Genomic DNA, 11,514 nt, shown 5'->3' on the forward strand with positions numbered 1-11,514 from the left:
ATTCCTCCCCTGTTGATATAGTGAGATGACAATGAGTTCTGATTTGAAAATTACCTCTGATGAGGAGCAAGCGGTTTTTGATTCACTGTTGGCGAGTGCGCTGACAGGTGTTGCTTCAACACTCTGGGATAAAAACCGTTCCAATGGGCCAACCCAAGGTGATGTGGCACACGTTGCCTTTTCCCTTGCTGAAGAAGCTTTTAAAATCCGGCAGCAACGTTGCCGTCGAGACTAACTCTTTCGCCTCCGGAGACGGGGGCTGATTTTCCCACCCTGAGGAACAATGATGAATTTCGGTACTCGTGAATACCTGATTAATTACCTGATGAGCAACTTCTCTGAAGGTCAGATGATCGCACTCGACACATTGACACTCGATAACGTCTCCGATATTGCTTCTGACCTTTCCCTGGAACGCGCCCTTACGCCGACCGAGCGGGTACAGGTGCTGTCTGCGGTAGTCGAAGACTATGATGTGAATACTGGGGCTGGCTTTGACCATGTTCGCAAACAGATCGCAGCGCTGGGGATACCTCAGCAGGTAGGTGCCAAATGAAGAAGGGGCTGCGTACGTTTTACTGCACGCTGCCCAATGGCAAAGTGCAAGAAGCTGAGCTGACATGGAAAGCGACCCATGCGGTTGCTTGCCGAACTGAATCCCGCGACTGGTTTGCGCATTCGTGGTGTTCTGCAAAATCTGCGGCGCTGCGCTGTGTCGAGTTAACGCAGCAGGAACAGGGGGCCGAGGTTGAGATCTTGGTCGTTAAAGAGATTCCACCAGCGGAATAGGGTGTGATGTCAGTATCGAACCCGCACATAACTTTTAGGGTGGATTATGTTGATTCTAACGACCGATCTCATTCCTGATATCTATGCAGTAGAAAAGATTTACGGGATGGTTCAAGTTATTGCTACTTTCGATGCCAATAGGCGGGGAGTGATACCGTCAAGGCAAGCCCGCATCGCATTGGAGGAATTAAGCGCGGCTGCATCCGAGGCGTCAAATGGTGAGGCAAATGCGGTTTACGGTGTTAAGGTCTCTCCACTCCTGAATGGCGGTATGCTGTATATCGGAACGGCTGCAACTCTCAAGTGACAGATGGGAAATAAAATGTTTTTTTCGCCCTTTTGCCTTCGTCAACGGTCAGGGCTGGTGGATACTGGAAGTCCAACAACTGATAACGCAAACGAGGATATATGATGTCTCTGAACCCAACTCTGGTCGCAATGTTCATCTTCAGCAGCTTCAACGAAACCCGTGTCCCGCTCATCGTAAAGGACGACACTGCGCAGGAGCGCATCGACTTCAACGTAGCTGGTGGCGGTGAAATCGAGTGTGCGGATTGGATCCGTGAACTGGCTATCGACATCGTTGAGGAATGCGATGAGGTCTTCACCAGCAAAGAAGGGCCGGGCATCTGGTATTACGAAGTCGCTGAGGTTATAGGGGCCAAGATCGCAAACGATGCTAACGAGGGGCACGTTTACCAGTGTGACATCGTTAAATTTGCTCTGGAGCAAACCACCAGCTGGGTCAACTCATAACCTCCCTCCACCAGCCGCCTGCGGGCGGCTCTTCTTCACTCACTGAGAACTGAGCAATGGTCATTAGCAAACTGAAGGTCGGTGATACCGTTTGGTCTATCACTCGGCATAAACTGGGAAGCACTAATATCCCTACCGTTTCCGTTCACCCTGTCCAGATCGTTGAAGTCAATGAGACCAGTGTTGTAGCAAGCTGGAATCACAACAAGCCGAAACAGTTTGGTTTGAACTCCATCAAGGGATGGAAAAAAGAGAAGCCCGTTCTGATTAAAGGGCTGTTTGGTAGTCAACGTCTCGCGACAAAGGCCGAAATTGCCGAACTGAAAAAACAGGGGAAATAACCCTGTTCTTGTGCATGAAAATGTGGGATTTTCAGGCTGAAAATTTTCAAAGAAACCCTGTCAGAATGCGGCTTGCAAGCCTGTTTTTCTTGCGGGACAAACCACTGAAAACCGCCCTTTTTAACATATGTATTTGCCTGAGGGAAATATCTATCTATCCCTTCTCATCTGCCTCTGAAAACGTGGGATTTTCAGGCTGAAAATTTTCAAAGAAACCCTGTCAGAATGCGGCTTACAAGCCTGTTTTTCTTGCGGGACAAATTACTGAAAATCACCCTTCCACTCTTTGTCAGCGGTCAGTTATGGTGGACAATGTCATTAATCAAAAACAACAACGCGGAAACCATCATGCAGATCACTAAGACGACCCACAACTTTGCTAAGCAACGCGGTCTGGAACTGACCACTGTGAACAATGACGGCACTGAGCTGCTTTGCATCTGGGAAGCCAATAATGACTGGGAATGGATCTGTAGCTTCCAGCCAGTATAAGAGCAACTGGTATTCTTCGGTAATATCTACTTGCCCCAGAAATGCCTGAATACCCTACCGACTAACATCGCTGATGATAAAGAGCTGCGTGCGGTACTCGTCAAGATTGCCGATGCAATCAAAACCAAATCCTGACTCTGGAAAAGAAAATCATGAAGACGTGGACGCCGAACGAAAACATCACTCAGGTTATGCTCGCCTTTGGGCCTCAGGACATTGAAAAATTCCTGCCGAAATGGGATCTCATTCCAGACGAATTCAAACAGGGAAAGAATTCCTGGGTTGCCTTCATTGAGCGTTGGTTTTACCACGGGCTTGAATGTCCACCAGCAGCCAAGGAAGGTGTTGAATTGAAATGGGCGCTGGCGCATATCATGGTCATCCTCAAAAGCTTCGACCCCAAACATGAGCGCAAAATTGCCGGGTGCGCATATCTTGCCTCTCTCTGGTTTGAGGGGTGAACGAACTGAACCGCCTACATGGCGGTTTATTTTTGGATGTCACTTTGTCAGCGCTGGTGGTGCGGTAAAATTTAATGAGTAAATAATAATTCTATGGGATCTCGTCATGAGCAACAATATCAAGCTGACCGCCGAGCAACAAACGGCAATTGCATACAGCAACTTCCTGACGTCGAAGGGATTGAAGCCGCGTACCGGTCAGCAGGACATGATCCGCTTTTGCTCTTCGCTGATTAACGATATCCCAGAGGATAACGACAAGCCTGTCGTTGGTGTGGTGGAAGCGGGTACCGGTACCGGTAAAACGCTGGGGTACTGCCTGCCGCTGATCCCGTTGGCGATAGAGAAGGGCAAGACCCTCATTCTGTCTACAGCAACCGTAGCGCTTCAGGAGCAGGTAGTCGTGAAAGATCTGCCGGAAATCCAAAGCCAGGGCGGACTTAAATTTACCTACGCGATGGCGAAAGGCCGTGGCCGTTACTTCTGCCGACTGCGTTACGATGCGCACGTTGATGCAGAGCATAATGCGTATGGCTATGTTCGCGACGACATGACAAGTCTGGGTAACGAATTCGCCAGCGGTGAATGGAACGGAGAACGAGATACCTACCCGCTGGAGCTGGCTGACAAGTCCTGGAACAAAGTTAACGCGGTCGCCAGCCAGTGCCCTAAGATTAAGTGCCCTCATTACAAAAACTGCCCCTTCTTTGCCGCGCGTAGCCGACTGGAAGAAGTCGATGTGGTGATAGCTAACCACGATATCGTTTTGAGCGATCTGTCTTTGGGAGGTGGTGTCATCCTGCCACCGCCGAAAGAAACCATCTATGTTTTCGACGAAGGTCATCACCTGACCAGTAAAGCCATTGAGCACTTTGCTGCAAATGCCTCGTTGGATAATACGGCGCGCTGGCTGGGTGAGGTCAGTGACATGGTCATGGACATGCAGACCCCTTATGGCGAGAAGATGAATGACCACGTTTACAAGCTTGTGGCGCTGGCTTCGGACACGGCAACCGAGCTGATGTCAGTTCGCGCCACCCTTTTATCTTCCCTGAACTTCCGTAACGATCACGGTAACATTGACGTCTATCGTTTCCCTGAGGGTGACGTACCCAATGATGTCCGTGCCCTGTTTAAAAACGGTCTGTACCTGGCAAACCAGATGCAGACTTTGATTGAGAAAATGACCATCATCATTGATGAGGCCGGTGACAAAATCGTCGCGGAGGATAATGCCCGCCACAAAATGGCGATCGGCGATTTGAAGAACCGTGTAGAAAACTTGCTGGAAGCGATGAGTCGATTTACTGCATCGACGAAGAAAGGTGAGCTTGCTGTTCCAGTGGCGCGCTGGGTAAACGTCAAGCGAGACAATAAAAGCGAAGTCATTATCCATAGCAGCCCGGTGCATGCGGGCGAGCAGTTGGATAGGGAGCTGTGGCAGGAAGCGCATGGGGTGATCATCACCTCAGCAACACTGAGGACGATGGGCAACTTCGATGCCTACCTGAATGAAGCGGGTTTAAAAAAGGATACGCCGACGCTGCTGGCGAAAAGCCCTTTCGACTACGAGAACAACGGTGTTCTGTTTGTGCCAAAGATGCGTAGCACGCCGAAGAATGCCGAGGCGCACACTAACGAGCTGATTGAGCTATTACCTAAATTGGTGCTCCGCCGTAAAGGGTGCCTGGTGCTCTTCTCATCTCGTAAGCAGATGACCGAAGTCTGTGCCGGTATGCCGGACAACGTGAAGGAACACATCCTGATGCAGACGACGATGCCTAAAACGGAAATCGTGTCCCGCCATAAGTTGCGTATCGATCGTGGTGAGGCGAGCATTATCTTCGGGATGGCTTCCTTCAGTGAGGGCGTAGACTTGCCTGGAGATTACTGCGACAACGTGATTATTGCCAAGCTGCCGTTTAGCGTACCGAGCGACCCGGTCAGTCAAACGCTCACAGAGTGGATGGAGAAGGCGGGGCGGAACACTTTTGAAGAAATCACGGTGCCGCAGGCATGCATCAAGCTTATCCAGGCGGTTGGGCGGCTTATCCGAACCGAGTCCGATACCGGGGCGGTGACCATACTGGATTCGCGCATCAAGAATACGCGCTACGGCCAAAGTATTCTGGACTCGCTTCCTCCGTTCCGTCGCGTGATCAGATAGTGATATCATTTCGGTAAACAAAACGAATGCATGGGTGTGTTATGGGAAAATACGAAAGCGTCATCACAGTGGTATTTCAGTTCGTTGGCAAAGTACCAGCACCTTTCTCCACCAGCAATCTGTTTGCCGAAAACTTGCTGAAGGGTGAGAAGTTATGGAATGACCCAGGCACTGCGGGCAACCTGATGCTGCAAAAAATTCTGGCAGAGCAGGGCGCTGCTGACCTTGATAATAATAAAATTCACACCCGAACTGCGGAGTTGAAAACCCACGATGAACGCATGGCATTTCAAAAGCTGGTCGGCTTGCCACCCTACAGCGATCTGACCAATGCTGTTGGCATTATGATCGGTTGCCTGGAGAGAGCAGGGCGCTTGATTAATGTGAAAACTACGTCTGCAACTCCGTTACCCAACGGGGAAACCATTATCTCAACCCGTGATGCGCAGCGTCGTTTGTTCTTCATGAACCAGCACGGCATTTGCTTCACAGTAGATAACCAGTTGCTGATCTCTGTCGATAAACTGGAGGGCGCAAAATTCTTCGCTACTGAAGAAGAGCTGGATGCAGCCGGAGTGGCGTGTTGGGGTGAGAATGGTACCGGTCGATGGCGCGTGCTGGTGGCGCAGATCGGAGAAGAGATTTGCGGACTCTTTGAGTTCGGTGAAATGACAACCCTGGGTAAGAGGCCTGAGGGGCGGATTAACGAACTGTCGATGTGAGGCAAATCCCATCATGTTTAAAAAGCACCTTTCCGGGTGCTTTTTTTTGTTTGTACTCTTCGTCAGCGGTGCGAGTGGGGTGATACTGATTGCAGGTAAACAAAACAAACAACACAAAGGAATCATCATGAACACTCTTATTTCTGCTCTGCGTTCTACTGCTCAGGTTCAGCCGGATATCGCTATCCCGACTTCAGGTAAAACCACCGGCTTTACTTACGACGCGTCGAAAATCGGGTCGTTCAAAGGTGAAACCATCGCAATTTATCCTGCGTGGTCGAAACCAAAGTCTCACGGTGCAGCTGGTAACCCGACCGAGTTCTACGGTGGCTTACCTCTGTATTCAACCAAACTGCTTGCCTATCAAGCTCTGCGTAACGAAATCGAAAAGCGTTTCGCTGTACAACTTCAGGCAATCGACAACCAAATCCAGGCGTTGGAAGACCGCCCATAACCGATAGAGCAGGGGGTTATCTCCCTGCCTCTGGTAACCCACCAGCTGAGGAACGAACTATGCAAGAACAAGAACTGGTCACCAAAGCAGAACAGTTGATCCAACGTAAAGATGGGTCACAGGCAAAAATCGTTGCTACCGCGATGTTCGGCACTGGCCTGCATATGTCTGTTGATGTCTTCGTCTTGCGCCGTGATAGCGCAGATCAGGATTGGCAACTGTGCAATGACCGCCCGCATCCGGACTTTAAAACGATGCCTCGTGAGGACTATGTTAAGTTTGGGCGTTCGGAAATGCTGCGGACGGTTACCGCTGGTGAGCTGTTGAAGGTAACTGGGATGATCGGCCAGCCTTTGTCAAACTACCAGTAAGCCTACAGCGGAGTCCAAGGGATGAAGAGTTACGATCTGGCTGTGTATCTGGAATTGCGTACCGAAGGGTTCGCCGCTATCGCAGCACTATTCTATGCAAGAAAAGCTAAACGAGGCTATTAGCGGACAGATATCACTGCTGTTAGTCGCCAAAACGTCATGCTGAATAGGCGTTTCAAAATCCCAAATAAAAAGCATCTTTCGAGGTGCTTTTTTTACGTCAAATGCTTCGTCAGCTGTTGGTGTCAGCGGATACTGGTTGCAGGTAAACAAACAAACCAATAACAGAGGTCACCATGAAAGTCATCGTCTTCTGTCTGCCGGATTGCCAGCCTTGCCGCATGACCAAAGAGCGTTTTGCCGCAAATGGGATTGAGTTCGTGGAAGGCAGTATCGAAAAGCATCGTGAGCTGTTCCGCAACCTGGGTTTCAAATCGGCCCCTGTCGTGCTGGTGGAGCCTGATACAGGGATGGCGCTTTCCTGGTCTGGGTATCGGCCTGAATTTATCAAGGCACTGATCGAAGGTAAGCCAGACGGTTATGGCATTACTGGTTATGCCCGGATGCGTGTCTCTATCGAAATGCGTGAGCCTGAACTATTTTCGGCTCCAGGCGAAGCGAAGTAAGAAGGTGAATGCCGTGAGCTATCAAACCGTCGCTATTCCACCAGCCTTAGGGCTGCAACCACCGAGCGGTGCAGACGTTATTTTGTTGGCGCAACTGACTGAAGCCTTGATGGCCGCTGAAATAAACGTTGCCGTGAAACTGGAACCGATCGCTTGGACACCACCTTCTGGCCGCGCGGTGATGTACAGGCAGGACGCTATCGACGCGCTGTTTAAAGCTGGGATCTCGGTTGATGCTGGTGAAGTGTTGTCGGCCACCACCAATGAGGTGCAGCCGATCGACGATGCCGAGCTGGAGGCGCTGCTGGATATGCGTGACGACATGGGGGGCACCGAGTCGTATTACAAGGTCCTGGATGGCGCGCTGAATGGCATTCTGGCTCGTCTGTATGCCGCTGAACGCAAGAACAATCACTGAGAGAAAAACCATGACTGTTTACGAGCTTTTGTTTTCAACTGAGGGTGGGGCGTCGTTGTTTAGCATGATGCTGACCGTTTTCCTGATCGTGTGTTCGCTCGTCTTATGTATTCTGCCGCGTGGTAGCCAGGCGGATTCAATCGGCCTCGACGTGGTCACGGGTATCGTGCTGATTAGCACAGCGGCGAGCATTGTTTGGATTAACTTCGCTGAATATTTCTCTGGTTGAGCAAAGCCATAAAATTCATCGACCATCTTTAAGGAATGTCGAATGTCTCCCGTTCTAATGAACAGTTATTTTTGCGGTGCCGGGCTGATGGATATCGGCCTGAAGAATGCCGGTATTCAGATCGCCCAGTCTTTCGAGCTGGACAAAGACGCCGTTAAGACCTATCGCCACAATCTGGGGAACCATATCAAACACTGCGACATCACGCAGGAAATGGTGTTGGAACAGGATAGCTGCCACGGCATGTCTTTCACCTATCCCTGCACGAAGTATTCCACGATCGGCGATATCCACGGTACTCGAACCGGCGATGAGCTTTTCCTGCACGCACTGCGTCACCTGGCGGTTGCCCAGCCTGAGTTCTACGTTATCGAGAACGTGCCGGGCATGTTGGCGTTCCCAATTGTCATGGAAACAATGACCAAACTGGCCGGGTATTTCATTCAGGTATTCTGCCCGGTGAAATCGGAGCTGTGGGTACCGCAACGTCGGCATCGTCTAATCATAATCGGCACGCGTCGCCCGTTTGATGTTCGCCCGCCGGAAAATACGCGCCCAATCCCTCTCAGTGCGATTTTGGAGGATAACCCGTCCGTTCGTATCCCTAAATCAGTAGAAACGCGGCTACGGGGCGGCTATCGCGATTTACCCATCATTAGCGACCCTGCCAAGGGTGATATCGCACCAACGTGTGTCGCTCATTACGCAAAGGACCGTTCAACGCGACTCGTGGTCGATAAGCGTTTCCCGCTGGGTGCGCGCCCTTATTCGGTGCGTGAGTATGCTCGCTTGCAAGGCGTGCCCGACTGGTTTGAGTTCCCAGTATGCGAAACCTCAGCGTATAAGCAGATCGGTAACGGCGTGAGCACCTACGTCGGTGAATGGGTGGGCACTGAGATGATCCGCTACATGGCGCAGGTTAGCGATAAGTTTTCCCTCACTCATTAACCCTGGAGAAAAAGATGAAATTAACGGAAGAGCAGAAGGCCGACCGCCGAGAATTGGTCATGCTGGTTCAGTACGCCGCCTTGGCATACGCCCTGTTTGGCGCAGGCGTCGCGGGCCTTATGGGGGCGTTGGATGTCAACTCGCTGTGGATGGGAGTCGCGATTGCGCTGGTTTCTCATGTTCTCATTTTTTCCAGGCCTTCTGTCCGAGAGAATTTCCCTGAAGCCATCTACTGGGTCTCGCTGGTGGCCTGTGCTATTGGCGGTCCGATTGTGATCGGCTTTGGGCCCTTTGAGCCACCGTTTAAAAACCCACTCATTATGACCGCGCTGATTGTGTTCATCGTAACGGCGTTACATCGTCGGCAGGCCAAAAAGGAAGTGAAGCAATGAGCCATTCAGACAAACAATCCAGTGCAACATCGGTTAGCGAGCAGATACTGGGGGCCGGACTGCGGATAATTCACACCTGCACGCACAGCGATCACCTGGGGTATTACGTGACAGGCAAAAACCGGCCAGTCATGTCCGACTGCGCGATGGTTAAAGCCTATGACGGCGGGGCGGTATCCGTTGAATATCATCGTCCCGGCAATATTAGCATCGTGATCACTAACAATGATGATTGGCTCAAAATCATCACCCATCTGTTGAATGAGCCACCTACATCGTCGCTGAAGCTGATCCCTTCAGACCTGGTGGGTTATCTGGAAAAGCTAGCGGGGCAAGCGCTACCTCCTGAAGCCCGTGCCCGAGCTCTCGATCTGGCAGAAGGTTTGTTCTTTAAATATGCAACGCTCTCGTTGACAACGCTGTTCAGCGTTTGGGGGAGAGAGCCGCTACTGGCTGAGTTCATCGCGCCACTGAAGCAATATACATTGCCGGGGGAGCACGCCCGGCACTTCGGGCCATGTTGAAAATAACTGGGGGCGAAAGCCCCTTTTTTTGTATCTGTCATCTCTTCGTCGGCGGAGAGGGTAGGGCGATACTGGCTATGAAGTGAAACGGACCACTCCTTAACGGAAAACCAAGCCATGACAACTGAACAGAAACCATCGCTCGCCACTGGCGCGCCACTGAACGCTGAAACCTGGGCGGACTTCGTGTCCCGCCTTAAATATCACTGCGTTGGTAAAGGTGTTGATGAGCACTGCACCGCTGACCCGCTATTCGTCGTGCAGAAGAAACGCCTGATCACCGGTCTGGATATGGATTATATCGAAGACTGGCTGGTGGCAGTGGATGACGCCAAATGGTTTAGCCCGCAGGAATACTGGGATGACCTGGATTCTGAAGAACGAGAAGAGCTCAACCAAAAATGCCAGACCGAGTACCGGGCTGATTTTCTGGCTATCCGCGTCGATCAGCAATGGGATGTGCTCGGCGCGTTGCCTGACCACACGGTAACCGGGTACGTCTGGGAGTGGGAGTACGTCAACGCACACTTCACCCGCGAAGCAGCGGATGCCTTCATCCAACGCAAAAAGCACGACTACACCAAGTTGGAGATCTTCGTCGATTCGCAGTATTGGGCGAAGGAGTTCAACACCATCCGCGACGCCATTTTGTCTGGCAAACTGGTATATCAGGAGAAGAAAGATGACAGCAATTGAAATCCAAGGCCTGCTTGACGGCAAGTGCATCCCGCGCGACATGCGGGTAAACGAAACGCTGGTCAATTACCTCGCGCGTAAACTGGCTGAAGGCGAGCGCCTGCGTACTGAGAATATCCAGCTGGTGGAAGAGCTCAAACGCGTGACCGACGGTCTGGAGTTCTTCTCGTACAGCACCGACGGCGGTTACGATGAGCACGACAGCGCCGACAAAGCCCGGCAAGCCGCTGAAGAGCACATCGAATACTACCGGGGCGAGGCCTGTGACGGCTGGTCTGATGAAACTGACCAGGTAGTCTGGGGTATCGTCGTGCAACGTGCCACTCAGACCGATCTGCGCGAAGTGGGGCCGGACGATAGCGTCGGTAGTCACATCAAGCAGGTCTGTGATTACGCTCTGATGCCTTCGCTCGAAAACAGCCCGACGAAAGGCTACGTCCCTGCGTCTGAAGTTGAGCACCTGGTTGCGGAAGGCAAAATGCTGAAAGACGCTCATGCAGCCATCCTTGAGCACATCGACGTGACGGATAAAGGCGCGGCCGGTACTGCGGCCATGATCGCCAACGACGCTCTGCACAATACTGACTACCCGGCGATTGAACGCGGCCTGCGGAAAATCAAAAAGGATGCCACCGTCGCTGCCGCAAACCATGCTGGTGAAATCGCGCAGGAAATGACGCGTGAAAGCAGTCAGGAAGTGGTCAAAGCTGTTGGTCGTCGCCTCCTGGTGCTGGCGGAACGTGTAGGGAGCGGCCAATGAGCGACCTTAAGGCAAAGCTGCGCAAATTATTAGACGGCGATGACATGGACTGCGTGCGCGACCGTACCGGCAAAAGCGACGACTACTGCGAAGGCTTTGTGGCCGGTATGCACGATGCGCTTAACCAGCTGGCTGACGGCGTTGCGCCTTTGCTGGCAGGGGCTGAAATCGCCGCGCTGGAGAAGTTTGTTGCGCGCATGTTCCAACGGGCGAATCAGCTGGTGGATGACGGCATGAGTACCTCACTGATTAACCAGGCGCGCTCTGCGGCAGTATTGGCGGAGCAGGTGATCACCGAACTGAAAGCCGAAGGTGCTCAGCAATAATCAAATAGCTGACTGAAATCAAAAAAGGGACTAAGGTCCCTT

Annotated in this window: 21 protein-coding genes; 20 read left to right on the forward strand and 1 reads right to left on the reverse strand. The window is 51.8% G+C overall.

Annotated elements, in window-relative coordinates; translation table 11 throughout:
- The first annotated feature begins 31 nt into the window (after positions 1-31).
- The 6 genes from PSF28_RS17730 to PSF28_RS17755 all read left to right on the forward strand — a co-directional run bounded on the left by PSF28_RS17730 (position 32) and on the right by PSF28_RS17755 (position 1,886).
- Entirely contained in the window at positions 32-235 is a 204-nt protein-coding gene (locus PSF28_RS17730) for a hypothetical protein (protein ID WP_131680389.1), read from the forward strand.
- A gap of 51 nt (positions 236-286) precedes the next feature.
- Complete coding sequence (locus PSF28_RS17735) at positions 287-556, forward strand: hypothetical protein (protein WP_131680390.1); 270 nt, start codon at positions 287-289, stop codon at positions 554-556.
- A complete protein-coding gene (locus tag PSF28_RS17740) occupies positions 553-789 on the forward strand; it encodes a hypothetical protein (protein ID WP_131680391.1) in 237 nt (78 codons plus the stop codon). The genes PSF28_RS17735 and PSF28_RS17740 overlap by 4 nt, the downstream gene beginning before the upstream one ends.
- A gap of 148 nt (positions 790-937) precedes the next feature.
- Complete coding sequence (locus PSF28_RS17745; protein ID WP_272685419.1) at positions 938-1,096, forward strand: hypothetical protein; 159 nt, start codon at positions 938-940, stop codon at positions 1,094-1,096.
- 104 nt (positions 1,097-1,200) lie between these two features.
- Positions 1,201-1,545 carry a hypothetical protein gene (locus tag PSF28_RS17750; protein WP_131680393.1) on the forward strand — a complete coding sequence of 115 codons (345 nt, stop codon included), beginning with the start codon at positions 1,201-1,203 and terminating at the stop codon, positions 1,543-1,545.
- A gap of 56 nt (positions 1,546-1,601) precedes the next feature.
- Entirely contained in the window at positions 1,602-1,886 is a 285-nt protein-coding gene (locus PSF28_RS17755) for a hypothetical protein (protein ID WP_131680394.1), read from the forward strand.
- A 318-nt stretch (positions 1,887-2,204) separates the two neighbouring features.
- Here PSF28_RS17755 and PSF28_RS17760 read toward each other — a convergent pair whose 3' ends face one another.
- On the reverse strand, positions 2,205-2,384 hold the full coding sequence (locus tag PSF28_RS17760) for a hypothetical protein (RefSeq protein ID WP_136135405.1): 180 nt from the start codon (positions 2,382-2,384) through the stop codon (positions 2,205-2,207).
- A gap of 146 nt (positions 2,385-2,530) precedes the next feature.
- On the opposite strand from PSF28_RS17760, the gene PSF28_RS17765 reads away from it, so the two are divergent.
- The 14 genes from PSF28_RS17765 (at position 2,531) to PSF28_RS17830 (ending at position 11,472) form a co-directional block, all read left to right on the forward strand.
- Positions 2,531-2,839 (forward strand): hypothetical protein, encoded by a 309-nt coding sequence (locus tag PSF28_RS17765; RefSeq protein WP_131680396.1) that lies wholly within the window; start codon positions 2,531-2,533, stop codon positions 2,837-2,839.
- 106 nt (positions 2,840-2,945) lie between these two features.
- A complete protein-coding gene (gene dinG / locus PSF28_RS17770) occupies positions 2,946-5,006 on the forward strand; it encodes an ATP-dependent DNA helicase DinG (protein WP_131680397.1) in 2,061 nt (686 codons plus the stop codon).
- Positions 5,007-5,047: 41 nt separating this feature from the next.
- Positions 5,048-5,728, forward strand: coding sequence for a hypothetical protein (locus PSF28_RS17775; protein WP_131680398.1), 681 nt, complete (start codon positions 5,048-5,050; stop codon positions 5,726-5,728).
- Between the two features lie 13 nt (positions 5,729-5,741).
- Positions 5,742-6,182 carry a hypothetical protein gene (locus PSF28_RS17780; protein WP_131680399.1) on the forward strand — a complete coding sequence of 147 codons (441 nt, stop codon included), beginning with the start codon at positions 5,742-5,744 and terminating at the stop codon, positions 6,180-6,182.
- Positions 6,183-6,241: 59 nt separating this feature from the next.
- Positions 6,242-6,553: a hypothetical protein gene (locus tag PSF28_RS17785; protein WP_094962611.1), complete on the forward strand. Its 312-nt coding sequence runs from the start codon at positions 6,242-6,244 to the stop codon at positions 6,551-6,553.
- A 296-nt stretch (positions 6,554-6,849) separates the two neighbouring features.
- Positions 6,850-7,179, forward strand: a complete 330-nt coding sequence (locus tag PSF28_RS17790; protein ID WP_136135404.1) for a glutaredoxin domain-containing protein — start codon at positions 6,850-6,852, stop codon at positions 7,177-7,179.
- Between the two features lie 13 nt (positions 7,180-7,192).
- The gene (locus tag PSF28_RS17795; RefSeq protein WP_094962613.1) at positions 7,193-7,597 is read left to right on the forward strand and encodes a hypothetical protein; all 405 of its coding nucleotides are present in this window, start codon (positions 7,193-7,195) and stop codon (positions 7,595-7,597) included.
- Positions 7,598-7,607: 10 nt separating this feature from the next.
- Positions 7,608-7,826 (forward strand): hypothetical protein, encoded by a 219-nt coding sequence (locus PSF28_RS17800; RefSeq protein WP_131680400.1) that lies wholly within the window; start codon positions 7,608-7,610, stop codon positions 7,824-7,826.
- 42 nt (positions 7,827-7,868) lie between these two features.
- Complete coding sequence (locus PSF28_RS17805; RefSeq protein WP_131680401.1) at positions 7,869-8,774, forward strand: DNA cytosine methyltransferase; 906 nt, start codon at positions 7,869-7,871, stop codon at positions 8,772-8,774.
- A gap of 14 nt (positions 8,775-8,788) precedes the next feature.
- A complete protein-coding gene (locus PSF28_RS17810) occupies positions 8,789-9,166 on the forward strand; it encodes a hypothetical protein (protein ID WP_136135402.1) in 378 nt (125 codons plus the stop codon).
- A complete protein-coding gene (locus PSF28_RS17815; RefSeq protein ID WP_094962617.1) occupies positions 9,163-9,690 on the forward strand; it encodes a hypothetical protein in 528 nt (175 codons plus the stop codon). Before PSF28_RS17810 ends, PSF28_RS17815 begins: the two co-directional genes overlap by 4 nt.
- A gap of 117 nt (positions 9,691-9,807) precedes the next feature.
- The gene (locus PSF28_RS17820) at positions 9,808-10,386 is read left to right on the forward strand and encodes a hypothetical protein (RefSeq protein WP_094962618.1); all 579 of its coding nucleotides are present in this window, start codon (positions 9,808-9,810) and stop codon (positions 10,384-10,386) included.
- Positions 10,373-11,146, forward strand: coding sequence for a hypothetical protein (locus PSF28_RS17825; RefSeq protein WP_136135401.1), 774 nt, complete (start codon positions 10,373-10,375; stop codon positions 11,144-11,146). Before PSF28_RS17820 ends, PSF28_RS17825 begins: the two co-directional genes overlap by 14 nt.
- Positions 11,143-11,472 (forward strand): hypothetical protein, encoded by a 330-nt coding sequence (locus PSF28_RS17830; RefSeq protein ID WP_131680405.1) that lies wholly within the window; start codon positions 11,143-11,145, stop codon positions 11,470-11,472. The genes PSF28_RS17825 and PSF28_RS17830 overlap by 4 nt, the downstream gene beginning before the upstream one ends.
- Positions 11,473-11,514: the final 42 nt, after the last annotated feature.

The sequence above is a fragment of the Providencia sp. PROV130 genome (assembly GCF_028482225.1).
Lineage (GTDB): Bacteria > Pseudomonadota > Gammaproteobacteria > Enterobacterales > Enterobacteriaceae > Providencia > Providencia rettgeri.